This is a genomic window from Caulobacter sp. UNC279MFTsu5.1 (assembly GCF_900114015.1).
Classification (GTDB): Bacteria; Pseudomonadota; Alphaproteobacteria; order Caulobacterales; family Caulobacteraceae; genus Caulobacter.
On sequence record NZ_FORN01000006.1, the window covers coordinates 67,457 to 90,251 of the forward strand.

General features: G+C 67.9%; 19 protein-coding genes, 2 tRNA genes and 1 pseudogene. 11 read left to right on the forward strand and 11 right to left on the reverse strand.

The features are described from left to right. Window positions 1-27: 27 nt before the first annotated feature. The 4 genes from BM066_RS04975 to BM066_RS04990 form a co-directional block, all read right to left on the reverse strand. A complete protein-coding gene (locus tag BM066_RS04975) occupies window positions 28-1,059 on the reverse strand; it encodes a hypothetical protein (protein ID WP_177218380.1) in 1,032 nt (343 codons plus the stop codon). Beyond that, a complete protein-coding gene (locus BM066_RS04980) occupies window positions 942-1,862 on the reverse strand; it encodes a glycosyltransferase family 2 protein (RefSeq protein WP_089924746.1) in 921 nt (306 codons plus the stop codon). Before BM066_RS04980 ends, BM066_RS04975 begins: the two co-directional genes overlap by 118 nt. Before the next feature lie 24 nt (window positions 1,863-1,886). Further along, the gene (locus BM066_RS04985; RefSeq protein WP_089924748.1) at window positions 1,887-3,017 is read right to left on the reverse strand and encodes a GNAT family N-acetyltransferase; all 1,131 of its coding nucleotides are present in this window, start codon (window positions 3,015-3,017) and stop codon (window positions 1,887-1,889) included. Between the two features lie 103 nt (window positions 3,018-3,120). Next, window positions 3,121-3,615, reverse strand: coding sequence for a GAF domain-containing protein (locus tag BM066_RS04990; RefSeq protein ID WP_089924750.1), 495 nt, complete (start codon window positions 3,613-3,615; stop codon window positions 3,121-3,123). 212 nt (window positions 3,616-3,827) lie between these two features. Here BM066_RS04990 and BM066_RS04995 point away from each other — a divergent pair, with 212 nt between their 5' ends. Further along, window positions 3,828-4,169 (forward strand): DUF559 domain-containing protein, encoded by a 342-nt coding sequence (locus tag BM066_RS04995; protein ID WP_089924753.1) that lies wholly within the window; start codon window positions 3,828-3,830, stop codon window positions 4,167-4,169. Between the two features lie 71 nt (window positions 4,170-4,240). Here the strand turns inward: BM066_RS04995 and BM066_RS05000 are convergent, their stop codons facing one another. Further along, window positions 4,241-5,125 (reverse strand): crotonase/enoyl-CoA hydratase family protein, encoded by an 885-nt coding sequence (locus BM066_RS05000; protein WP_089924756.1) that lies wholly within the window; start codon window positions 5,123-5,125, stop codon window positions 4,241-4,243. 191 nt (window positions 5,126-5,316) lie between these two features. Here BM066_RS05000 and BM066_RS05005 point away from each other — a divergent pair, with 191 nt between their 5' ends. The 3 genes from BM066_RS05005 (at window position 5,317) to BM066_RS05015 (ending at window position 7,298) form a co-directional block, all read left to right on the forward strand. Then, on the forward strand, window positions 5,317-6,333 hold the full coding sequence (locus tag BM066_RS05005; RefSeq protein WP_089924759.1) for a nucleotidyltransferase family protein: 1,017 nt from the start codon (window positions 5,317-5,319) through the stop codon (window positions 6,331-6,333). 17 nt (window positions 6,334-6,350) lie between these two features. Beyond that, a complete protein-coding gene (locus BM066_RS05010) occupies window positions 6,351-6,728 on the forward strand; it encodes a DUF4180 domain-containing protein (RefSeq protein ID WP_089924763.1) in 378 nt (125 codons plus the stop codon). A 123-nt stretch (window positions 6,729-6,851) separates the two neighbouring features. Next, window positions 6,852-7,298, forward strand: coding sequence for a MaoC family dehydratase (locus BM066_RS05015; RefSeq protein ID WP_089924766.1), 447 nt, complete (start codon window positions 6,852-6,854; stop codon window positions 7,296-7,298). A gap of 3 nt (window positions 7,299-7,301) precedes the next feature. On the opposite strand, the gene BM066_RS05020 is transcribed toward BM066_RS05015, so the two are convergent. Further along, window positions 7,302-8,087: a helix-turn-helix domain-containing protein gene (locus BM066_RS05020; protein WP_089924769.1), complete on the reverse strand. Its 786-nt coding sequence runs from the start codon at window positions 8,085-8,087 to the stop codon at window positions 7,302-7,304. 118 nt (window positions 8,088-8,205) lie between these two features. Here BM066_RS05020 and BM066_RS05025 point away from each other — a divergent pair, with 118 nt between their 5' ends. Beyond that, complete coding sequence (locus tag BM066_RS05025) at window positions 8,206-9,204, forward strand: alpha/beta fold hydrolase (protein ID WP_218150895.1); 999 nt, start codon at window positions 8,206-8,208, stop codon at window positions 9,202-9,204. Here the strand turns inward: BM066_RS05025 and BM066_RS05030 are convergent. Continuing rightward, a pseudogene (locus BM066_RS05030) lies at window positions 9,181-9,383 on the reverse strand (CsbD family protein). The gene BM066_RS05025 and the pseudogene BM066_RS05030 sit on opposite strands and share 24 nt — an antisense overlap. A gap of 72 nt (window positions 9,384-9,455) precedes the next feature. Further along, window positions 9,456-10,310, reverse strand: coding sequence for a trypsin-like serine peptidase (locus tag BM066_RS05035; RefSeq protein ID WP_089924775.1), 855 nt, complete (start codon window positions 10,308-10,310; stop codon window positions 9,456-9,458). A 181-nt stretch (window positions 10,311-10,491) separates the two neighbouring features. On the opposite strand from BM066_RS05035, the gene BM066_RS05040 reads away from it, so the two are divergent. From BM066_RS05040 to BM066_RS05055, 4 genes are all read left to right on the forward strand, one after another. Then, window positions 10,492-12,597: a S9 family peptidase gene (locus tag BM066_RS05040; RefSeq protein ID WP_369823225.1), complete on the forward strand. Its 2,106-nt coding sequence runs from the start codon at window positions 10,492-10,494 to the stop codon at window positions 12,595-12,597. Continuing rightward, complete coding sequence (locus BM066_RS05045) at window positions 12,594-13,148, forward strand: GNAT family N-acetyltransferase (RefSeq protein WP_255367477.1); 555 nt, start codon at window positions 12,594-12,596, stop codon at window positions 13,146-13,148. The genes BM066_RS05040 and BM066_RS05045 overlap by 4 nt, the downstream gene beginning before the upstream one ends. Before the next feature lie 93 nt (window positions 13,149-13,241). Further along, window positions 13,242-13,583 carry a hypothetical protein gene (locus BM066_RS05050; protein WP_089924784.1) on the forward strand — a complete coding sequence of 114 codons (342 nt, stop codon included), beginning with the start codon at window positions 13,242-13,244 and terminating at the stop codon, window positions 13,581-13,583. Window positions 13,584-13,642: 59 nt separating this feature from the next. Next, window positions 13,643-14,980: a hypothetical protein gene (locus BM066_RS05055; protein WP_089924787.1), complete on the forward strand. Its 1,338-nt coding sequence runs from the start codon at window positions 13,643-13,645 to the stop codon at window positions 14,978-14,980. A 122-nt stretch (window positions 14,981-15,102) separates the two neighbouring features. Here BM066_RS05055 and BM066_RS05060 read toward each other — a convergent pair whose 3' ends face one another. Then, entirely contained in the window at window positions 15,103-15,531 is a 429-nt protein-coding gene (locus BM066_RS05060; RefSeq protein WP_012285398.1) for a Ros/MucR family transcriptional regulator, read from the reverse strand. Window positions 15,532-16,120: 589 nt separating this feature from the next. After that, window positions 16,121-16,194, reverse strand: a tRNA-Gln gene (locus tag BM066_RS05065). Between the two features lie 170 nt (window positions 16,195-16,364). Here BM066_RS05065 and BM066_RS05070 point away from each other — a divergent pair. After that, window positions 16,365-16,441 (forward strand) — tRNA-Pro (locus BM066_RS05070). Between the two features lie 187 nt (window positions 16,442-16,628). Beyond that, complete coding sequence (sppA, locus tag BM066_RS05075; protein ID WP_089924790.1) at window positions 16,629-18,419, forward strand: signal peptide peptidase SppA; 1,791 nt, start codon at window positions 16,629-16,631, stop codon at window positions 18,417-18,419. Between the two features lie 780 nt (window positions 18,420-19,199). Here sppA and BM066_RS05080 read toward each other — a convergent pair. After that, a complete protein-coding gene (locus BM066_RS05080; protein ID WP_255367478.1) occupies window positions 19,200-22,412 on the reverse strand; it encodes a TonB-dependent receptor in 3,213 nt (1,070 codons plus the stop codon). Window positions 22,413-22,795 lie beyond the last annotated feature (383 nt).

Sequence of the window (22,795 nt, forward strand, 5' to 3'; positions counted from 1 at the left end):
CGGACGGCGCGCGCCCAGCGTGCAGATCTAGACCCGCTCGACCAGCACGCCCGGCCGCTGGGCGTCCAGGCCGAAGGTCACCGGCAGGTGGCGCACGTGCGGGGTCTGCAGGTTCAGGGCCTTGGCGCCGCGCGCCACGGCCAGCTTGCCCAGGGCCGTGGGGCCGAAGCCGTTTTGCACGCGGGGCCGGGCGCCCAGCCGCCGGCGCAGCACGCCGTTGGCGTAGATGACGTTGGCCCGCATCAGGGCCGGCGGGGTCATGAATTCGATCGAGATCGAGACGTTCAGCATCGGGCCGTTCTCGATCCGGTGCGGGGCGTTCTGCTGCCAGGTGACCATGGTCCCGGGCGTCAGGTCGTAGGCTTGCGCGCCCGCGTCCCAGGCCGGGTCGAAGGCGAACTGCTCGGCGGTCTCCTTGAGCACGATCCTCTCCAGCGCCAGCTCGCCCACATAGGGATCGGCGACCGGATAGACCCAGACCTTCTTCTGACCGCGGACCTGCCACAACGACACCAGCGGCACGTCCAGGTGATAGAAGACCTGGGCGTTGGCGCTGCTGATCAGCATGCCCAGGTCGCGCTTGAAGGTCTTCAGGCCCGGGACGCGGGCCTCCTTCTCGGCGAAGATCTCGTCGCAGAGGGCGGCGTAGTCCGGCACGAAGTCGTTGGTCTTGCGCAGGTTCAGCCAGATGCGGCCGGCCTGGGCGGCCTCCAGCAACTGGTCGCCGGTCAGGTTCCCCGCCGCGCCCTTGCGCCAGGTGGTCCAGGCCTTGGGGTCCTCGCCCATGGTGAACACGCCCAACTGGTCGCGCGGATACTGGTCCAGCAGGCGGGCCAGGCCCTCGTCATCGAACATCGGCCGCTGGTGCAGGCCGTGCTGGAAGATCAGGTTCTCGCGGCCGAAGGCCTTGGCCTTGTCGTCGGTCCAGTCGCTGATGATGCTCACGAGGCGGTCCTTCCGTAGAAGTGGATCTTGAACGGCCCCCACCACAGGGTCTTGCCCAGGCCGCGGGCGGCGCGGTCCAGCCAGTCGGCCCGGTCGCCGGCCCGGGTCAGCCACTTGAAGCCGGCCACTAGGCCGAACAGCGCGCTCTGGACCACCCCGACGGCCATCCAGCGGGCGACGCCCAGGCGGTCGGGCGGGCTGGCGGCGGCGCAGTGGGCCGAAGGCCCCTGGCCGTAGGCGAAGGCGCGGCGGATCGTGTAGTCCAGGCTCAGGCGGTCGGGCACGGGGTCTTCCCAGACCCAGGCCGCCGGCTCCCAGGCGAACCGCGCCCCGCCGGCCCGCATGTGGCCGAACAGCATGTCGTCCTCGCCGCCGATGTGGTTGCGCTCGACGGCGAACGGCGCGACCGGGTCGGGCAAGGCGGCGCGGCGCAGCAGGCTGTCGCCGCAGCCGTAATAGTGATCGATGATCCCCGCCTGCGCCGGGCCCTCGCGCGAGAAGAAGCGCTCCAGATAATCGCGATGCCGGGTCACGCTGGCCGGGGCGCGGGCCCGGACCGGACCGAACACCACATCGGCCTCGTAGCGCGCCTGGGCGGCCAGCAGCGCCGCCAGCCAGCCGGCCGGGGCCTCCTCGTCGTCGTCGAGGAAGGCGATCAGCTCGCCGGACGCCCTGGCCATGCCGGCGTTGCGGGCGTGGGCCACGCCGGGACGCGGCTCGTGCACGTAGTGGACCGGAAACGGCGCCTGGTCGGCCAGGTCGGCGACGGTCGCCCGGGCCGACGGGACCTGGTCGTTGTCGACGACCACCAGCTCCAGGACTGTGAAGTCGACGCCGAGCTGGGCCAACACCGAACGCGCCGCGACGGCCAGGCCGTCGAGACGCCTCTGGGTGGGGATCATGACCGTGACGCGCATGGGAACTCCGGGCTTTGGCCGAGCTTACCCGCCGCGCCTTTGCGCTTGGTTAGCGAAGGCGTCGACCAGACCGCGCATCCGTCCGCCCATGGTCAGCTCGACGCTGGCGATGGCGTCCATGCGGCGGGTCAGCCGCCCGACCGGGCCCGCGCCGCGCGAGCCGGCCAGGGCCATCACCCCGTCCAGCGAATGGGCGACGCGGCCGGCCATGGTCGCGGCCGTCGCCGTGCCCTCGCCGATCTGCACCTGACTGAGGGCGTAGGCGCCCTTGTAGTGGTCGTGGCCGGGGCCGAGGTCGTAGTGGTGCAGGCCCAGGCCCGGCATGGCGGCGATGGCGCGCATGAAGAAGATCTGGCCCGGCGACCACTCGCCATAGGCCGGGTTGGTCGAGGCGATCCACGGATGGTAGACCCCGTCCAGCCGCACGCCGAAATGGCCGGCCACCAGCTGGCCGCCGGCGTAGAGGTTGATCATCAGCCCCTGGAACGGACCAGTCTGCGTCTGGAACAGGTCCTGCAGCAGGCCGCGGGTCCAGTCGGGGCGCAGGAAGTCGTGGACGCCGGTGCGCTCCAGCTGTTCGCGCTTCCAGGCGATCAGCTGGTCGAAGGCCGCGCGCGAGCGGTCGGGGCCGACCAGCGCGACGGCGCCCATCTCGCGTTCCAGCTTGTTGTCCAGCCGGCGCCAGTTCTTGATCTTCTTGGGGCTGGCGGCGCGGACGGCCTCCAGATAGGCCTCGGCGTCGGTCCCGGCCAGGTCGATCACGTGAGCGGCCTTGGTCTCGTTCCGGCCGAACACGCCGTGAGGGTCGACCAGGCCGGTGTAGCGATAGGCGGTCAGGTCGGCGGCGCGCAGCACCGTGGCGGCGGTCAGGCCGGCGTCCGGGCGCGAGACCAGGCCGTGATAGTCCGACAGCGGCGAGCCGATGGCCCGGGCCATGCCCCCCGGACGGCGGTGGTGCGGCAGGAAGCCCAGGGTCTCGCCCCGGCGGCGGATCACCGCCACCCGGGCGTCGTCGCGCACGGCCCCGACGGCGCGCGCGAAGTCCGGGCCCAGCAAGGGGCTGCGGAAGGCCGGTTCGGCCGCCGCCATGTCGCGCCAGGTCCCCAGGTCGGCCTCGGCCAGGTCCCGCGGGTGGAGGGTCTCGATTTCCAGCATCGCCATGTGTCCTAATCCGATCCGGTTAGGGATTGATGAGGACCAGGACTGCAACCCCCGGGCCACCTGCATCGGCGCCGATACGCGCCTCAGGCGAATGTGGTCAGGCGAACGTGGCCTTCAGGATCGTCTCCAGGCCTCGCTGGTCGATGGCGTCGAAGGCGGCGGGCCGGTCGGAATCGACGTCGAACACCGCCAGCAGCGTCCCGGAGGCGTCGAACACCGGCACGACGATCTCGCTTTGGGAGCGGCTGTCGCAGGCGATGTGTCCCGGAAAGGCATGGACGTCCGCGACCAGCTGGGTCTGGCCGGTAGCCGCCGCCGCCCCGCAGACGCCGCGTCCGAAGGCGATGCGCAGGCAGCCCAGCGTGCCCTGGTAGGGTCCGACCACCAGCTCGCGTTCCTTTTTGGGATCGACCACGTAGAAGCCGGTCCAGAAATAGTGGTCGAAGCTGCTGGCCAGCATCGAGGCCACCGTCGCCATGCGGGCCGTCAGGTTGGTCTCGCCGTCCAGCACCGAGGCGATCTCGTCGGCCACCTCGGCGTAGCGGGCGGCCTTGTCGCCGGTCAGGGTCTTGTCGTTGAAAGCTTCAGCCATGGGCGGGGATATAGCGCGTTTGTGGAGGGATGCGAGGAGGATCCGATTGGGGACACGTTCCCGGGGCGGAAGTTCCGAACAAGGACCCCTCTCTCTTTGAGAGAGGGAGGGGCCCGCCGCGAAGCGGTGGGAGGGTGAGAGGTTTCACCGCCAACCGAAAACCCTCATTCCTTCGGTTGCGCGGTCCCCAGGGAGCGGACCAAGCTGTCCCCATGAACGCGACCGCCAAAGCCCGCCGCCTTCGCCAGAACCAGACCTTGGCCGAGAAGGCCTTCTGGAAGTTCGTCCGTAACCGCCGACTGGGCGGCTTCAAGTTCCTGCGCCAAGTGGCGATCGACCGTTATTTCGCCGACTTCGTCTGCGAGGCGGGCAAGCTGATCGTCGAGCTGGACGGCGCCGCCCATGAAGGCCGCGAAGACTGCGACGAGCGTCGCACCCAGACGCTGGAACTGTTCGGATACGTGGTTCTGAGATTGCCCAACGAAAGGGCCCTGAGCGATGCAGGCGGGGGCGCCGACGATATCCTGACCGTGCTCCGTTCGGACAGGATGTAACCTCTCACCCTCCCACCGCCTTCGGCGGCGGGCCCCTCCCTCTCTCTAAGAGAGAGGGTTCAAGGCCGCCCCTACCGGAACGGATGCTCGCCCCACTCCGGCCAAATATCCGGCAGATCCGCCGACACTCTGTCCGGATAGGCCGGCGGACGCTTCTCCAGGAACGCGCTGACACCCTCCTTGGCGTCGCCGGCCGCGCCGCGCGACTGGATGGCCCGGCTGTCGGCCTTGTGGGCCTCCATCGGGTGGTCGGCGCCGGCCATGCGCCATAGCAGTTGGCGCGACAACGCCACCGAGACCGGGGCGGTGTTGTCGGCGATCTCGCGGGCCAGGGCGCGGGCGGCGGGCAACAGGTCCTCCGGCGCGTGCAGCGAGCGGACCAGGCCCCGGTCCAGGGCCTCCTGGGCGCCGAAGACCCGGCCGGTGAAGCACCATTCCAGCGCCGTCTGCATGCCCACCAGCCGCGGCAGGAACCAGGACGAGCAGGCCTCCGGCGTGATGCCCCGGCGGGCGAACACGAAGCCGAACCTGGCGTCGGTCGAGGCCAGGCGGATGTCCATCGGCAATTGCATGGTCACCCCCACCCCGACCGCCGCGCCGTTGACGGCGGCGATGATCGGCTTGAGGCTTTCGTACATCCGCAGCACCACCCGGCCGCCGCCGTCGCGATAGATGTCGCCGACCTTGCCCTCCTCCCGCTCCAGGGCCTGGGGACTGGTGCGGTCGAAGGTGGCCCCTCCGCCCGACAGGTCCGCCCCCGCGCAGAAAGCCCGGCCCGCGCCGGTGACGATCACCACCCGCACGGCGTCGTCGGCGTCGGTCAGGTCGAAGACCTGGATCAGCTCCTTCATCATCCGGGCGGTGAAGGCGTTCAGCTTGTCCGGGCGATTCAGGGTGATGGTCGCGATCCCGTCCTCGACGGCGTAGAGCAGGGTCTCGAAGCTGGGCGCGGCCATGGTGTTTCCTTCCGGTTCGGCCACATTCAAACATGCGTATGAACACCCCGCAACCCGCCCGGCCACGCCCTGGTTCTTCGACAGGCTCAGGATGAGGGCGACCGAGCGGCCGCCTTCTGACGAAGCCGTTCCATCAGGGTTTATACGCAAAAGTTATACGCAGATTTTCAGTTTGCGTATAACTTCACCCGATGATCGAGCGGCTGCCCCTTTCCGCGCACACCAGCTACGCCGAGCTGATGGAGCGGCTGCGACTAGCGCGGCTTGGCGAATATCCGGCCGGCGCAACCTTCGTCTCCAAGACCGTGAAGGACAGGCTCTACTGGTACGTCCAGATGCCGACCGGCGGCGCCCAAAGCCGGCGGCAGGTCTATGTCGGACCCGACAACGAAGCCCTGCGCGAGCGGATTGCCCGGCATGGCGAACATCGCGCCGACGTGGACGACCGTCGACGTCTCGTAGCCGCGATCGTGGCCTCGGGCGCGCCCCGCCCAGAGCGCACGAGCGCAGAAATCACCCAAGCCTTGGCCGAAGCCGGCGCCTTCCGCCTACGAGCCGTGCTGATCGGCACGATGGCGTTCCAGACCTACGCCGCGCATCTTGGCGTGCGCCTGTCCGTCTCCAGCCTGGCGACAATGGACCTGGACATCGCCCAGGACTTCGGCGTCGCCTCGAACCTGGACGATACGCTTGGCAAGCCGATCCTCGACATCCTGCGCGACCTGGATCCGCGTTTCACGCCCGTGAGCTACGTCTTCGACCCGACCCGAACTCCCAGCTATGCGCTGGGCGAACGCTATAGGGTCGATATTTTGACCACCAATCGCGGCGCGCCGCGCGATGCGCCGTCCTACCTGCCCACTCTGGGCAGCGACGCCACACCCTTGCCCTATATGGACTTCCTGCTGCGCGATCCGGTCGAGACCGCGGTTCTGCATGGTGGCGGAATCCTCGTGAACGTCCCCGCTCCGGCGCGCTACGCCGTTCACAAGCTGATCGTCAGCCGCGACCGCAAGGTCAATCCGGAGAAGGGCCTCAAGGACCGGGTCCAGGCCACGCAGCTGATCCATATCCTCGCCCAGGACGACCCCTTCGCTCTGCGCGAGGCCTATGCCGAAGCCCACGGTCGCGGCGAGGCGTGGCGCAAGCTGCTGGATGAGGCGGTCAGCCTGCTGCCAGAGACGGCGCGAGCGGCGCTGTCGACCTGACCGTGTTGAAGGAAAGCATGACCCACCTCGAAACCCTCCACGACACGCCGGTGCTCGTCTTCGAAGCCGAAGGCCCCAAGCTGGACGAGCATTCGGTCAACGACGTCCTGAGCGAGGCCTGGTCCGCCGACGCGACCTGGCTGGCCATTCCCCTGGAACGGCTCGCCCCCGGCTTTCTCGACCTGAAGACCCGAATGGCCGGCGAGGTGATCCAGAAGTTCACCAACTACCGGGTGGGCGTCGCCTTCGTCGGCGACGTCACGCCCTGGACGGGGGCCAGCACCAGCCTGCGCGACTTCGTCCGCGAGTCGAACCGGGGCCGGGCGGTGTGGTTCGTGCTGGACAGGGCCGAGTTCGAAGCGCGCCTCGCGGACACCTGCGCCTCAGCGACCTGAAACGCCTTTCCTCCCCCTGCGGGACAGGAAAGGCGCCAGGCTTCCCTACGCCGACCTTCGCGGCTTGACCGCGGGCGTAGCGGCTGGCCACTATCCAAACAAATGTTTGGGAGCGAAAACGCCATGAAGGAAGTCGCCTACGCCGACGTCGCCAGCCTGGTCGGCCAGGAGATCGGGGTCTCAGACTGGGTCGAGATCAGCCAGGAGCGGGTCAACCAGTTCGCCGAGGCGACCGGCGACCACCAGTGGATCCATGTCGACGTCGAGCGCGCCACCCGCGAGATCGGCGGCCCGATCGCCCACGGCTTCCTCACCCTGTCGCTGATCCCGATGCTGGGCGCGGACGTCCTGCGCGTCACCGGCGTGACGCGCGGCATCAACTACGGCTGCGACAAGGTGCGGTTCACCGGCATGGTCCGGGTCGGCAAGAAGGTGCGCCTGCGCCAGAAGCTGCTGAGCGTCGAGCCCAAGGCCGGCGGCCTGCAGATGAAGAACGAATGCACCATCGAGATCGAGGGCGAGGAACGGCCCGCCTGCGTGGCGGAGACGATCGCGATCCTCTACGGCTAACTTTCAGACGCCCGCCATGGTCCGCAAGGCGGCGGCCGTGGCGGGATCGGCGGGCAGGAAGGTCTCGATGGCCAGCTCGGCCACCGTCACGTCCAGTGGCGCGCCGAAAGTCATGGTGGCGCTCAGGAACGACAGCTCGCCCGTCGCCGTCTTCAGCCGCAGGGGCGCGGCGATCGCCCCCTCGCCGGCCCTCGGGGGAGCCTCGCCGCCGGGATAGCCGGCCAGTTCCCGGATCAGGTCGGCCAACTCGGCGTCGCCGCTCTCGGCCAGTTGTCGGCGCAGCCGCGACAGGATGTGGCCGCGCCATTCGGCCAGGTTGGCGATCCGTGGCGCGACGCCCTTGGGGTGCAGACTGACCCGCAGAACGTTGACCGACCCCTCCAGCAACTCGGGCGAGACGCCCTCCAGCAACGGCGCCAGGGCGGCGTTGCTGGTCAGCAGGATCCAGCGGCGGTCGATGGCCAGGGCCGGGAACGGCATGTGGGCGTGCAGCACGGCTTCAACCGCCGTCCGCATCGCCGCCAGGCCGGGGTCGTCGAACGACCGTTCGGGGAACATCGGGGCGAAGCCGGCCGCCAGCAGCAGACCGTTGCGCTCACGCAGCGGCGCCTCCAGCCGCTCGGCCAGGCGCAGCACCATGTCGCGGCTGGGCGCGGCGCGGCCGGTCTCCAGGAACGACAGGTGGCGGGTCGAGATCTCGGCGTCTAGCGCCAGGTCCATCTGGCTCAGGCGCCGCTTCTGGCGCCAGTCGCGCAGGCGCTCGCCGAAGGTGGGAACGGTGGTGGTCATGACGGCAGGCTAGGACCAAGGCCGCGCCTTCGCCATTACCTCCCGCGTAATCGACCGGCGTCGCGGCGGCTCCGATCCTGAGGAGGCTCGAACGACGAGCGCCTCGCCGGAGATCGCCATGACCGCCCTCGCCCACCAGCCCAGCCGCCGGGCCATGACCCTGCTGACCAGCCTCGGCGCCGCCCTGGCCGCCGCGGCGCCATCGACCGCCGCGCCGCGCCCCGCATCCGCGCCCGTCGCGGCGGCGCGAAGCCCGATCGTGGCCCGCGACGGAACGCGGCTGTTTCATCGTGACTGGGGCGAGGGGCGGCCCGTGGTGTTCCTGGCCGGCTGGGGCCTGCCCTCCGAGGCCTGGGCCTATCAGGCCGCCGCCCTGTCCGAGCAGGGCCTGCGCTGCATCGCCTATGATCGCCGAGGTCACGGTCGCTCGGATGCGCCGGGCCGCGGCTACGACTACGACACCCTGGCCGACGACCTGGCGGCGGTGCTGGATACGCTGGACCTGAAGGACGTCGTGCTAGTCGGCCATTCGATGGCGGGCGGCGAGATCACCCGCTACCTGAGCCGGAACGGCGACCGGCGGGTCGCCAAGGTGCTGTATCTGGCGCCGATGGGGCCCTGCCCCGCGCGTCGCCCCGACAATCCCGCCGGCGTCGATCCGGCGATCTTCGAGCAATTCCGCCGGCACGTCCTGCTGCGCGACTACCCACGCTGGCTGGAAGAGAACAGCGGCCCGTTCCTGACCCCGACCACCTCGACGGAAATGAAGGACTGGGTGCGCGGCCTGATGCTGGAGACGTCGATGAAAGCCCTGGTCGAGTGCAACCGGTCGGCCACGGCCATGGATCTGCGTGACGAGCTCAAGACCCTCCGCGTCCCAACCCTGGTCATCCAAGGCGACCGCGACGCCTCCACGCCGCTCGAGGCCAGCGGCCGGCGCTACGCCGCGCTCGTGCCCGGCGCGCGACTGATCGTCTACGAGGGAGCGCCCCACGGCCTGATGTTCACGCATATCGAGCGGTTGAACGCCGACATCCTGGCCTTCGAAAGCCTGAAACGACAAAGGCCGCGGGATCGCTCCCACGGCCTGAGTCTACGTCGATCCGATCAAGCCTAGTGCTTGATCGCGTCGCCGATCTTGTCCTGGGCCTGGCCGACCTTGTTCTGGAGGTCGCCCTTGGCCTTCTGGGCCTTGCCCTCGGCTTCAAGGCGTTCGTTGTCGGTGACCTTGCCGACGGCTTCCTTGGCGGCGCCGACGCCCTTGTCGACGGCGCCTTCGACTCGATTGGTGCTCATGGCTCGCTCCTGCTGGACTTGAACGCCCCTTGGAAACGGGAGGCGCGGAGCGAGGTTCCTGTGTCGGCTATCCTACCGAGCGACCGCGATCGCCGTGGCCGACACCGCCGCGGCGGCCTGGGTCGCCGCCTGGGTGGCGGGTTCGACCGGCTTGGCGGGCCTGGCCTGGATCAGGGGCGGCCCCGCCAGCTTGTCCAGCATGGCCACGGTCTCGCGGATATATTTGGCGTGGGTGACGATGCCGATCTCCAGGCGCTCGCCCGACAGTTCGACCTGCTGGGTCAGCATCCCGGCCACGAACTGCACCTCCTGGCTCTCGGTCGAGCCGGGCCGGCGGCGCGCGCCCTGGGCCATGAACACCGGCCCGCCCGAATTGCCGGGGAACACCGAGAAGTCCATCAGGAAGGTCGGGAACACGCTGGCCGGCGCCAACGGGTAGGACGCCACGCGTCCGGACCGCAGGATCGGAAAGCCGGCCGGATTGGCCGACAGGCCGCGCGGGAAGCCCAGGGCCATCATCTCGTCGCCCGGACCCAGGCTGTACTTGTTGAAGGTGTCGTCCTGGGCCAGCCAGGCCAGGGGGATCGCCGCCTTGGCGAACTCCGGCGGGGCCTCAACCTCGATGGCGGCGACGTCGCGGGTGGGATGCTTGACCCACAGCGGGTGGTCGCCGTCGCGGATCTTCAGGGTGTGGGGATCGTAGCGCCAGACGCCGTCGGCGCTCTGGATGCGATAGCCGATCTTGGCCGAGGCCGAGGGCATCTTGTCGAAGACGTGGGCGGCGGTGACCAGGATGGTGCGCGGCCGGCCGTCGGGCGTGGGATTCTCGATCAGGAAGCCGGTGCCGACGGTCCGCGATCCGTCGCCGAGCGGCTGTTCAAGCTGCACGGTAGCCTGGATCAGATCGACCGACAGGTCCCAAGCCATCTAAGCCCTCACGCCCCTCGATTCGCCGCACGCGAGGGTCAGTTTGACCAGCGTTGTCAGGGCGCACAAGTTGGCGTTCTGACGCATCGCGGGGGAAAATCTGACCATGAACCGGCGCAAAATGATGACGAGCGCGGCGGCGGTGATTACGTCGGTGTCGATCCTCCAGCCCGAGAGCGCAATGTCCGAGTCTTCGAAGCCCGCCCCGCCCGTCGCCCAGAAGATTCCCAAGCGCACCGAGCAGCTGGGCCGGGTGCGGGTCGACGACTACGCCTGGATGAAGGACGACAATTGGCAGAAGGTCCTGCGCGACCCGACCCTGATCAAGCCGGAGGTCAAGGACCACCTGACGGCCGAGAACGCCTATGTGAAGGCCATGCTCGCCTCGACCGAGGCCCTGCAGGCGGCGATGTTCGAGGAGATGAAGGGCCGCATCAAGGAGGACGACGCCAGCGTCCCCGCCCCCGACGGCCCCTGGGAGTACTATTCGCGCTTCAACATCGGCGGCCAGCATCCGATCTTCTGCCGCCGGCCGCGGGGCCAGACGACGGGCGAGGAGATCCTGCTGGACTGCGACGCCCTGGCCCAGGGCAAGGCCTACAGCCAAGTCAGCGCCGCCGACCACAGCCCCGACCACAAACTGCTGGCCTATGCCGAGGACGCCCAAGGGTCCGAGGTGCACCACATCTATATCAAGGACCTAGCCACCGGCGAAATCCTGAAGGAGCCGGTCGAGAGCAGCACCGGCGACTTCGCCTGGTCGCCCGATTCGCAATGGCTGTTCTGGACCCACCGCGACGACAACGGCCGGTCCGACAAGATCTACCGCCGCCCGGCCCGCGGCGGCCTGAAGGATGACGTGCTGGTCTATGACGAGCCCGACGACGGCTTCTTCGTCAGCGTGGGTACGACCAGCTCGGACGCCTTCATCACCATCAGCGCCGGCGACCACGAGACGTCCGAGACCCTGCTGATCCCGGCCGCCGACCCGACGGCCGCGCCCAAGGCGGTCGAGCCGCGCACCGTGGGTCTGCGCTATTCGGTCGAGCACTGGGACGGCCGGTTCGTCATCCTGACCAACGCCGACGACGCCATCGACTTCAAGCTGGTCGAGGCCCCGGTCGCCACGCCCGGCCGCGCCCACTGGAAGGACTTCGTCTCCCACAAGCCCGGTTGCTTCATCACCGGCCTGGCCGCCTACAAGGACCACCTGGTCCGGGTCGAGCGGGTCAACGCCAACACCCGCATCGTCGTCACCAACCGCGCCGGCAAGGCCGAGAAGCCGATCGTCATCGACGAGGAGGCCTATGTGCTGAGCCTGGAGGGCGGCTACGAATTCGACACCCCGGTGATGCGCTATGTCTACCAGTCGCCGACCACGCCCCGGCAGTGGTTCGACTACGACATGGCCACGGGCGCCAAGACCCTGCGCAAGACCCAGGAGATCCCGTCCGGCCACGATCCGGCGGCCTACGTGACCCGTCGCCTCTACGCCAAGGCCGAAGACGGTCAAGAGGTGCCGATCACCGTATTGATGAAGAAGGACGTCAAGCTGGATGGCCAGGCGCCGCTGCTGCTGTACGGCTACGGCAGCTACGGCATGTCGATGGATCCGTCGTTCTCGATCCGCAACCTCAGCCTGGTGGATCGCGGCTGGATCTGGGCCACGGCCCACGTCCGTGGCGGGTCGGAAAAGGGCTACGGCTGGTTCCTGGACGGGCGGAAGTTCAAGAAGAAGAACACCTTCACCGACTTCATCGCCTGCGCCGAACACCTGCACGCGGCCGGCTATGGGGCCAAGGGCCGCACCGTGGCCTATGGCGGGTCGGCCGGCGGGATGCTGATGGGGGCGATCACCAACCTGCGGCCCGACCTGTGGGCCGGGATCATCGGGGCGGTGCCGTTCGTCGACGTGCTCAACACCATGAGCGACACCTCCCTGCCCCTGACTCCGCCGGAATGGCCTGAATGGGGCAATCCGCTGGAGGACCTGGCGGCCTACGACTACATCGCCAGCTATTCGCCGTACGACAACGTGACCGCCAGGCCCTATCCGGCCGTGCTGGCCACCGGCGGCCTGTCGGATCCGCGCGTCACCTATTGGGAGCCGGAGAAGTGGACCGCACGCTTGCGCGAGCACACGACCAGCGGCGCCCCGATTCTGCTCAAGATCAACATGGAGGCCGGCCACGGCGGCGCCTCGGGCCGGTTCGACTTCCTCAAGGAGATCGCCCTGGACTATGCGTTCGCCGTGTGGGCGGTGGAGAAGGGATGGAGCAAGGCGTGAGCAGCGTGAAAATCCGGCCCTCAACTGACGCCGATCTGGCCGTCATCACCGCCATCTACGGCTGGAACGTCCTCAACGGCCTGGGCACCTTCGAGGAGGTCCCGCCGGACCAGGCCGAGATGGGCCGCCGCCGCGCGTCGTTTCTCGACAAGGGCCTGCCCTATCTGGTCGCCGAGCAGGACGGCGTGGTGCTGGGCTACGCCTATGCCGGTCCGTTCCGCTTGAGGGCCGCCTATCGCTACACCGTCGAGGACAGCGTCTATGTCGGCCCGGACGCCGTCGGCAAGGGCGTGGGCAAGGCCCTGCTGTCGGCGCTGATCGAGGCCTGCCAGGCCCTGGGCCTGCGCCAGATGTGCGCGGTGATCGGCGACAGCGGCAACGCCGCCTCGATCGGCCTGCACGCCGCCCTGGGCTTCGAACGCAAGGGCGTCTTCCCCGACATGGGTTACAAGTTCGGCCGCTGGGTCGACCTGGTCTGGATGCAGCGCCCGCTGAACGGCGGCGGCTCGCGCGAACCCGACGCGCCGGGGATGGAGCTGAGCGGGGTCTAGCCCACTGAATCCCTCTCTCTTTGAGAGAGGGATTCGACGTCCGCCCTTGGGCCAAGCTAGACGCCTCCTCCCAGACTCCCTACCCATGTCGCCATGCGCGGCCTTCGCACCCTGATGCTGATCCTGCTGGCGGCGGTCTTCGCCGCAGGCGGGCCGCTGCGCGCCCTGCCCTGCCACGCCGAGATCGTTCCCCCATGCCATGAGACGGCGGCGGACGTGGGCGCCATGGCGCACGACAAGGCCCCGATCCACAAGTCCCGATCCGACGCCATGCCGCTCAGCTGCTGCGCCGGCTGCCCGCCCGCCTCGGTCCGCGACGCCGCGCCGGTGCTGGCGCCCGGCGCCGTGGTCCGCATCGCCTTTGCGCCGATCAGCCAGGCCGCCGACGGTCTGAGCCCCGCGCCCAAGCACGGCCCTCCCAGACCCCACGCCTGAAGCCTTCCGCGCGGCCGCCGCGCGGATCATTATTCCCTCGCTTCAGAAAGGTCGGTCCGATGACCACCCAGACTTTCCGCGCGCGCCTGCTGGCGACCGCGACCCTCGCCGCCAGCCTGTGCCTGGCCACGCCCGTGCTGGCTCAAGAGCATGACCATTCGGGCCACGACATGGGCGCCATGCCCGGAACGCCGCCGGCGGCGTCTCCGGCCGGCGACGCCGACGACGCCGGCATGGACATGAGCACGCCCATGCACAGCCCGCTCGGCGGCTATGGCATGACCCGCGACGCCTCCGGCACCAGCTGGCAGCCCGACGCCTCGCCGCGCGACGGGCTCATGGTCCACACCGACGGCGGCTGGATGCTGATGGGCCACGCCCTGTTCAACGGCGTCTATGACCGCCAGGGCGGCCCGCGCGGCGGCGACAGGGCCTTCGTCGCCGGCATGGTGATGGGCATGGCCCAGAGACCGCTCGGCGACGGCGTGTTGGGCTTCAAGGCCATGCTCAGCCCCGACCCGCTGATGGGCCGGCGCGGCTATCCGCTGCTGCTGGCCGCCGGCGAGACGGCCGACGGCCGAACGCCGCTGGTCGACCGCCAGCACCCGCACGACCTGTTCATGGAGCTGTCGGCCAGCTACAGCCGGCGCCTGGGCGGCGGCTTCGACGGCTATCTCTATGCCGGCCTGCCGGGCGAGCCGGCGTTCGGCCCGCCGGCCTTCATGCACCGCCAGGCGGCCATGGACAGTCCCGAGGCCCCGATCACCCACCACTGGTTCGACTCGACCCACATCACCTTCGGCGTGGTGACCGCCGGCCTGTCGCGCACCAGCTGGAAGGTCGAGGCCAGCGCCTTCCGCGGCCGCGAGCCGGACCAGCGCCGCTACGACATCGAGACCGGCCGCCTCGACAGCGTCGCGACCCGCCTCTCGTGGAACCCGACGCCGAACTGGGCCCTGCAGGCCAGCTGGACGCGGATCAACAGCCCCGAGGCCCTGGAGCCCGACGACGACGAGGCCCGCACCTCGCTCAGCGCCCTTTACGCCCGCCCATTCCGCGACAACGGCTCGCTCAGCGCCACCCTGGCCTGGGCCCGCAAGGACCGCATCCCCGGCGACGCCCCACAGGCCTGGCTGTTCGAAGGGGCGGTGCGGCCCGACGACCGATGGACCGTCTTCACCCGGGCCGAGCAGGTCGAGCAGGACGAGCTGGCCGGCCACCACGGCGGCGTAGCGACCGTGCGCAAGCTGTCGGTCGGCGCGATCTACGACGTGCCGCTGTCGGCCGCCGTCAAGCTGGGCTTCGGCGGCCTGGCCAGCGCGTTCGATGCGCCCGAGGCGCTGGGCTATGACGGCCCGACGGGCGGCATGGCCTTCGTGCGGCTGAAGATCGGCTGACGCCGACATTCAGTCGCCGAGCGTGGTCCCGGTTTTCGCTCACGAAGCCGGGACAACCGACAAAGAAAAACCCCCGCCGTCGCCGGCGGGGGTTCTGCTCGGTGTCGACCTTGGAGGGTCGATCAGCCCTTGCGGCCGCGCGGGGCCTTGGCCTTGCGGCCGCCTTGACCCAGGCCCAGGGCCTTGGCCATGGCCGAGCGGGCTTCGCTATAGGCCGGGGCGGTGGTGGGATAGTCGTTCGGCAGACCCCACTTGGCCTTGTATTCGGCGACGGTCATGCCGTGCGTCGTAAGGTGACGCTTCAGCGTCTTGTACGGCTTGCCGTCTTCGAAGCTGATCAGGGCGTCCGGCGTAATGCTGCGACGGATTTGAGCCGGCGTAGCCTTCGTAACGGTTTCGACGGGAGCCGCTTCCGGAGAGCCAATACCGGCCAGAGCATCGTGAGTCGCCCGGATCAGGGCCGGCAGATCGGAGACCGACGTGCTGTTATTGGCGACGTAATTGGCGACGATCTCGGCGGTGAGCTCGATCAGGGTAGCTTTGTCTTCCACGAGTGTCTCTCCGGTGGTTCTTTGACTTGGAAATACACCCGCCCCGTCGAAATACAAGTACTCAATCGGGCTAATCGTGCTTGCCGCCCCCTTAAGGTAAGCGAATCTTGAGAACAGCAACGAGAAACCCCCTCCGATTCTAAACCATGGGAGGCGGTCGGCGGCTGGTTTTCCCGTCCCGAACAAGCGCTGTCATGCCGATGTGCTGGGACAAAAGTTTCAACGCCGCAATGATTCGAGCGCCAGCAGATGAGGCGAAGATCAGTGGCTTTCCGAAGCCGAACCTCGTCGAAGCTGCGCCTTGTCCTTGAAAACACAAAGACTTGCCGGCGCCAGACCGACTTGTCCCAGGACGGATCATGACAGACTCCGCCTTGGCCTTTGAAGCCAAGGTCGGTCTTGAGGGATCAGAAGAACTTCAGAACCGAGCCCGCGCCCTGGACGCGAAGGGCGATCGCCTCCGACGAGAATCCCGGACGTGAGACGCCGGGGCTAATTTCTGTGGAAAACTGCGACGCAACGCCGGTGCGCGAGGCTGGTCTCCCTTGGGGGGGGGCGCCTGGGGCGAAAGCTGATCTGAAAGAAGAAGTGGCTGGGGAACTAGGACTCGAACCTAGAATGACGGTACCAAAAACCGCAGTGTTACCATTACACCATTCCCCAGCAGGAACGGCGAGACCCGTCTGGGCCCGGCGAGGCGGTGGAGATAGCGCAGGAGTCGGACGGATGCAACGCTGCTTTGAACTTCTTTTTTCCCGCCGTTTTTCTTTTTGCGGAGCGATTTTTGCCGCTTGCGAGACCGTCGAGGCCTGTCTATAAGCCGCCCTCCAAGTCGGAGTGTGGCTCAGTCTGGTAGAGCACTGCGTTCGGGACGCAGGGGTCGCAGGTTCAAATCCTGCCACTCCGACCATTCCTTTCCCGAAAATTCCCCAAGATACGACGTCGTGGCGTCGCCCCCTCCGGGGCCTGCGCGAGACGCTGTCCGCGGGACCGCTCGCCCTCTTTGCAGCGCCTGGGACCTGGGTTGCGCGCTGTTCATTTGACCGCGCCGCCAGGGTCGCTACTAGCTTGCGCGACATAAGGCAGCAGGACCTCCGATGAAGCAGTTTCTCATGACCGTGGCCGGCGTTTTCGTCGGCTTGGTGTTGTTCCTGGTCGGCGTCCCGTTCCTTCTGATCGTCATGGCGGCCAGCGCCGCCCGCCCCGCTCCGGTTCCGACCCACACGGTGCTGCAGCTGGATCTGCGCGGCGGGCTGTCCGACCAGGAATCGCAGAACCCGTTCGCCTCGCTCGGCGGCGGCAGCGGCCAGTCGGTGATGTCGATCATCCAGACGCTGCGCCGGGCCGAGACCGACGACAAGGTCGAGGCGGTGCTGGTGCGCCTGCCCGAGGGCGGCATGGCCCCGGCCTCGGCCGACGAGCTGCGCCTGGCCTTCAAGCACTTCCGTGCGGTCGGCAAGAAGCCGATCTTCGCCCACAGCCAGGGCCTCTATCCTTCGGGCCTGGTCACCTCGACCTACATGCTGGGCTCGGCGGCCAGCGAGTTCTGGATGCAGCCCGACAGCTCGCTGCAGGCCGTCGGCGCCGCCAGCGAGGAGATGTTCTTCAAGCGCTTCTTCGACAAGTACGGCGTCAAGGCCGACTACGAGCAGCGCTACGAGTACAAGAACGCGGTCAACCCCTACCTCTATAGCGACTACACGCCGGCCCACCGGGAATCGACGCTGTCGTGGATGGGGTCGGTCTACACCACGGCCCTGACCACGGCGGCCCAGGACCGCAAGGTCGATCCGGCCGCCCTGATCAAGACCATCGAGGCCGGCCCCTACAGCGCCGAGGAGGCCAAGGCCAAGGGCCTGATCGACCGGGTCGGCCAGGTGAAGGACGTCCAGGACGCCATGCTGTCGCGGGCCGGCAAGGGCGCCAAGCTGCTGGACTTCGACGACTACGCGTCCCGCGCCAAGAAGGCCCCGGCCAAGACCGGCGGCTCGACCATCGCGGTGGTCTCGGCCGAGGGGGCGATCATGACCGGCAGCGGCCAAGGCGGCTCGCCGTTCGGCGGCGACAGCACCATCTATTCCGACCAGGTGGCCAAGGCCCTGTACGACGCGATCGACGACAAGGACGTCAAGGCGATCGTGTTCCGGGTCTCCTCGCCGGGCGGTTCGGACACCGCGTCCGAACAGATCCTGGCCGCCGTCAAGGCCGCCAAGAAGGCCAATAAGCCCATCGTGGTCAGCATGGGCACCTATGCGGCCTCCGGCGGCTACTGGATCAGCTCGGGCGCCTCGGCGATCGTCGCCGAGCCCACCACCCTGACCGGCTCGATCGGCGTGTTCGGCGGCAAGTTCGCCCTGGGCGACGCCCTGGCGAGGTTCGGCGTCGATGTGAAGCAGGTCCATGTCGGGAGCGACTATTCCGGCGCGTTCGGCACGGGCCAGGGCTTCACCCCCGACCAGCGCGCCCGGTTCGCCGCCTGGATGGACCGCATCTACGCCGGCTTCGTCCACCGCGTCGCCGAGGGCCGCAAGCTGCCCGAGGACCGGGTGCGCGAGATCGCCAAGGGCCGGGTCTGGACCGGCGTCCAGGCCAAGCAGCTGGGCCTGGTCGACGAGCTGGGCGGCTTCTACGAGGCGGTCGACAAGGCCAAGAGCCTGGCCGGGATCAAGGGCGAGGTGAAGCTCAAGAAGGTCGGCGGCTCGACCTCGCCGTTCGAGGCGCTGGAGAAGCTGCTGGGCGTCAGCGAGACCTCGGCGCGGACCCTGGCCGCCTCGGCCTGGATCCTGGGCGACCCGCGCTCGCAGTCGATCCTGGACGAGATGGCCAAGGCCCGGCTGCGCGCGACGCCCAGCGGGGCGTCGGTGCTGGCCGATACGCCGGTTCATTGACCCTTCTGGGATAACGTCGAAGGGGCCGTCCGGGCGACCGGGCGGCCCCTTTTTTTGTTCCGCATGCCGAGGAAACGCCATCTCCGATGGCAAAGGCCGCGCGTTTGAACTCGGGTTCCCGCCGTCGGCGCGCAGCCCGGCGGTGGCTCGTCGCGGCTTCAAAAGGTTGGAGAGGCGCGCACGAGGGCTAGCCTCCTCGCTGCTCGGAGGCTAGCCCGGCGAGCTCGGATGGATTTATCTGGCTCGATATTCGAAAGGTTCGGGGGGCGTTCGGGGGTGAGACCATTCAGGCGCTCGCCCAACGCGCTCCGCAGGCCGGCTATCGCGTATCGCCCAGGGGCGGGCGCTCATCCCGGACAAGCGCGCAGCACGACGACGCGGGATTGAACAGTTCCAGTCCTCCCTGGACCTGCGCTCAACCTAAAGCATCGTGCGGAAAGGCGAAGGTCGGGGTTTTCGCTAGAACGATGGGAAAACAAAACCCGGAACAAGGCGCCCGATCCCTATATCCCGCGACTTGCCCCAGAGATGAAAGCTTCTTTCTCGGCGGGTCCGCCACCGCCCCGGCGCTGCGGCGCATGCGGCCCTCCCCGCGTCGCCCCGCTCCACGCGCGCTGAACCATTGCTCCGAGCCTGTCGACTCGAGTCAGAGGAATGAACTCGACAAGCTCCTGGCAAGACGACTGGGCCAGGCTCGCACCTTGCCGCACGGTCGCGGCCAAAAAGAAACGGCGGGCTCTCGCGAGCCCGCCGTCCTTGGTCTTCGAGGCAGGTTTCGGTTTAGAAGGCCAGATCGAAGCCGAAGCGCACGTAGCGCGGGGTTTGATAACCCGAGCCAACAGTGCCCGACGACGAACCAGGCTCGCCGAAGTGCGGATCCGGACCACCGCTGGTCAGATCGCCCTGTTCATAGAACTCTTGAACGCCGTGGGAGTTGAGCAGGTTGAACACGTCGACGCGCAGCACGAGATTGCCAGCCGGCAGGATCGTTTCCGGAATGGTGTAGCGGACCGACAGGTCGACCTTCTTGATCCAGTCGCCCTTGAACGCCGAGCCGCGCGGAACCAGCTTGCCACCGCAGAAGTGGGCCGGCAGCGTGCCGTAGGTGTTCGAAGCGCTCGAGTTCGGAATATTATCCGGCACCAGGCCTTGGCAGCCGTAGTGACGCGGCGAGATCAGCGAGGCGTTCCCGCCGATCAGGAAGTTGTCGGTCACCGCATAGGAGCCGAACAGCTTGAACTGATGGCCGTGGTGGTTCGGCAGCAGGCCGTAGGTGCCCGGGATGAAGCCGGGGGTGTCGAAGTCGGACGTGATGCCCGCGTCGGCCTGGCCGGTGTCGGACTTCACGGCGCCTTCGAAGTTACCCTTCGATTCGGAGAGCACGTAGGAGCCTTGCAGGCCCCACTTGCCGTCGAACGAACGCTCGAAGCTGAACTCGAGCGAGGTGTACTCGCGCTTCACCTTCGGCAGGCCGAGGTCAGCCGCGCTGAGCTCGATCGTACGCAGGTCGGTCTCGCCCGGCAGCGGGGCGTAGAGCACCGCCTTCACGTTTTCGCCCGGGTTGACGATCAGGTACTGGTTCAGGCCGCTCCAGGTTTCTTCGCAGCCGTCGCCGGCGGCGGTGAAGCGAGCGTAGCCGTGGGCATCGCAGTAGGCGAGCACAGCCGGGTCGATGGCCGCGTCATCCGCCGCGCGCAGCAGCGTGCGGTAGGTCAGGTTGACGTTGGCCTTCCACAGGCTGTTGAAGCGGTGCTCGTAACCCAGGATGTACTCGTCCTCGGCCGTGGCTTTCACGTTGAGGGCCGAGATCGATTCCGGAGGCGGAGCCACGCCGGCCGAACCGACGGCGCAGGCTTGGGTGCCGACCGGCACCGAGACGACGCCACGGTCGAGGAACAGTTGGGTACAGGCCGCCAGGTTGGTGAAGGTCGGGTTGGTCGTGCGAGTGACGACTGGACCCAGGCCCGCGGTCGGCAGACCGGTGCCGGCGGTCAGACCGCCGGTGCTGGGCGTGGTGAGCGGGTTCGTCGCCGCCGGCGTACCGATATAAAGACCGCCGCCGGCCGGCAGGAAGTACTGACGAACATCGAGGTTGTTCGAAGCAGCGCGGTAGGCGGTGTTGGCAGCGACCGGCAGGTAGTAACGGCCGTACGAACCGTAGATGCGGTTCTGGCGGTCACCCGACGGATCCCAGTTGAAGCCCAGGCGCAAGGCGTCCAGGTCCTCGAATTTCGAGAACGCCTGGCCGGCCGAATCCTGTTCCAGGAAGTTGTCGCGACGGAAGCCGAGGTTCAGGGTCAGGCGGTCGGTGATGTCCCAGGCGTCCTGGATGTAGTACGCCTTGTTTTCACCCTGGAATTCGCCGCCGCCCGTGAAGGTGCGGAGGTCAAACCATTCTTGACCCGGCGCGAAGCCCTGGGAATTGACCGTAGCGGTACGGTTCTTCCGGATGGTCCAGTTCTGGCCGCCGTTGCGGACGCCGAAGTTGACGAAGGTCGTCTTTTCATTGTCCAGGCCGGCGCGGATGTGGTGGTCGCCGAACAGCTTGAAGTAGATGTCGACGTCGCCGCGATAGAATTCGCGGGTCGCTTCGGACGGCGTGGTCGAAGCCGCAACCGTCTGGTCCGAGATGGTCACCGAGGTGCCGTTGCGCGTGTCGACGACTTGCGGCTTGTCGAACGGACTGTTGATCAGGTCGTTGCTGAACTTGGTCTTGCCGTAGGCGGCCGAGACCGTCAGCCAGTCGGTGAAGCTGCCGGTATAGCGGCCGACATAGCTGGGGCCGCCGAAGTTGTCGATCACCTGCGAACTGGCCGCGCCGATAGTGTCGGTGACCCCATCGTACTTATAGCGTTGCTGGGTGCGGGTGAACGTGGTGTCGAAATAGGTGAACTCGAGGTGCTGACGCGACGTCAGGTAACCGTCCAGCTTCACGCCCCACACCGGGTCGTCCCACTTGCGGACGCCGTAGTAGTTGCCAATCTTCGCGGCCGTGGTCTGCTTGGTGTCGGGCTGCTGATAGATACCGTAGAAGAAGAGGTGATCCTTCAGGATCGGACCGCCCGCTTCCAGGACGACGTCCTTGTAGCTCTGGCCGACGCGGCTGTTCGTGGTCTGGAACGTATCCGGCGCGTGCGCGCGCATGCCGCCGGGCTCCCAGTTGCCGTGCACGGCGAAGGTGAAGTCGTTCGAGCCCGACTTGGTGACGGCGTTGATCACGCCGCCGGTGCCGCGGCCGTATTCAGCGGCGTAGCCACCGGTCTTCACTTCGATCGTCTTGTAGAAATCGAACGGCACCAGAGCGCCGCCAATCCCGTTGATGAAGTTGGTGATGTTCAGGCCGTTGACGTAGAACACGTTCTCGCCGACCGAAGAACCGCCGACCGAAGCTTGGCCGAGGCCTTGCGTCGTGAACGCCGCGGTGCCTTCGACCGCCGACGGCGCCAGCAGGGTCAGTGCGGTGACGTTGCGGACGACCGGGACGTTCTTGACCAGAGTTTCGACGTCAAGCACCGTGCCCGTCGTGGTTTGGGCGAAATCGAGCTGCGGGTTGGCCGCGCCGGTCACGACGACGGCCTCGACTTCACCCTCGGCGAGCATGTTGAAGCCGTAGTTCGACTGGCTGCCCAGGCGCACGGCGACATTGCTGTCGGTCAGCGGCTGGAAGCCGCCCTTTTTGATCGTGACCGAATAGCCGCCGGTCGGAATGAGGGGGACGCGGAATTGACCGCCGGAATCCGTGGTCACGTTCCGCTCGAAGCCTTGGCGCAGCGACTTGACCACGACGGTGGCGTCGGCGACCGGCGCGCCGGACGTGTCGGTGACGGTGCCGACGAGCGTGCCGCTCGTATAGTCCTGGGCGCTGGCCAGGGTCGGGATCGCCGTGGCGACCGCGGTCAGGGCCAGCGGCGCGGCGACGGTGGCCAGGCCGGCCAGCAGCGTCGACGTCAAGAGACGCGCGCGCGCGCCGCCCTTGGTGGAAGTCATTTTCATAGTATCCCCTCTTGCATGGTGAAGCATCCCGACCGCCCGCACGCGCCCGTTTCGGGGGCGTTACGTTCGGTCTGTCTGGATTTTCGCCCCAACTCCACCACGAGAACTTAGGTGTCCCGGAAAACATTTCCCCGGTTGCGTCGACGTTAGGAGGCGCGCCGCGCGCCGGTCAATTGCCATTACCAATCCGTAATAACATCGCCCCAGGCTGTCGCATTATCGCAACACGATCGCCTCATTTCGGACGAACATCGCTCAGATTTTCCACAAACCTGCCGATAACGCGGGTCTCACCCCCCGTATCCCGTTGGGTCGAAAGGCAAATTCGACCCGCACCGGCGCGCCGGGCGCCGCGGGCGGCCAGAGGCGGTTTATCGGGTCAA

What these genes read in the sequence shown, in the direction of transcription:
- BM066_RS04985 (WP_089924748.1), bottom strand. Translation starts at nt 3,017, where the DNA reads ATGCTGGAAATCGAGACCCTCCACCCGCGGGACCTGGCCGAGGCCGAC.
- BM066_RS05055 (WP_089924787.1), top strand. Translation starts at nt 13,643, where the DNA reads ATGACCACCCAGACTTTCCGCGCGCGCCTGCTGGCGACCGCGACCCTC.
- BM066_RS05035 (WP_089924775.1), bottom strand. Translation starts at nt 10,310, where the DNA reads ATGGCTTGGGACCTGTCGGTCGATCTGATCCAGGCTACCGTGCAGCTT.
- BM066_RS05080 (WP_255367478.1), bottom strand. Translation starts at nt 22,412, where the DNA reads ATGAAAATGACTTCCACCAAGGGCGGCGCGCGCGCGCGTCTCTTGACG.
- BM066_RS05015 (WP_089924766.1), top strand. Translation starts at nt 6,852, where the DNA reads ATGAAGGAAGTCGCCTACGCCGACGTCGCCAGCCTGGTCGGCCAGGAG.
- BM066_RS04995 (WP_089924753.1), top strand. Translation starts at nt 3,828, where the DNA reads ATGAACGCGACCGCCAAAGCCCGCCGCCTTCGCCAGAACCAGACCTTG.
- BM066_RS05020 (WP_089924769.1), bottom strand. Translation starts at nt 8,087, where the DNA reads ATGACCACCACCGTTCCCACCTTCGGCGAGCGCCTGCGCGACTGGCGC.
- BM066_RS05005 (WP_089924759.1), top strand. Translation starts at nt 5,317, where the DNA reads ATGATCGAGCGGCTGCCCCTTTCCGCGCACACCAGCTACGCCGAGCTG.
- BM066_RS05010 (WP_089924763.1), top strand. Translation starts at nt 6,351, where the DNA reads ATGACCCACCTCGAAACCCTCCACGACACGCCGGTGCTCGTCTTCGAA.
- BM066_RS04980 (WP_089924746.1), bottom strand. Translation starts at nt 1,862, where the DNA reads ATGCGCGTCACGGTCATGATCCCCACCCAGAGGCGTCTCGACGGCCTG.
- BM066_RS04990 (WP_089924750.1), bottom strand. Translation starts at nt 3,615, where the DNA reads ATGGCTGAAGCTTTCAACGACAAGACCCTGACCGGCGACAAGGCCGCC.
- BM066_RS05050 (WP_089924784.1), top strand. Translation starts at nt 13,242, where the DNA reads ATGCGCGGCCTTCGCACCCTGATGCTGATCCTGCTGGCGGCGGTCTTC.
- sppA (WP_089924790.1), top strand. Translation starts at nt 16,629, where the DNA reads ATGAAGCAGTTTCTCATGACCGTGGCCGGCGTTTTCGTCGGCTTGGTG.
- BM066_RS05000 (WP_089924756.1), bottom strand. Translation starts at nt 5,125, where the DNA reads ATGGCCGCGCCCAGCTTCGAGACCCTGCTCTACGCCGTCGAGGACGGG.
- BM066_RS05040 (WP_369823225.1), top strand. Translation starts at nt 10,492, where the DNA reads ATGTCCGAGTCTTCGAAGCCCGCCCCGCCCGTCGCCCAGAAGATTCCC.
- BM066_RS05025 (WP_218150895.1), top strand. Translation starts at nt 8,206, where the DNA reads ATGACCGCCCTCGCCCACCAGCCCAGCCGCCGGGCCATGACCCTGCTG.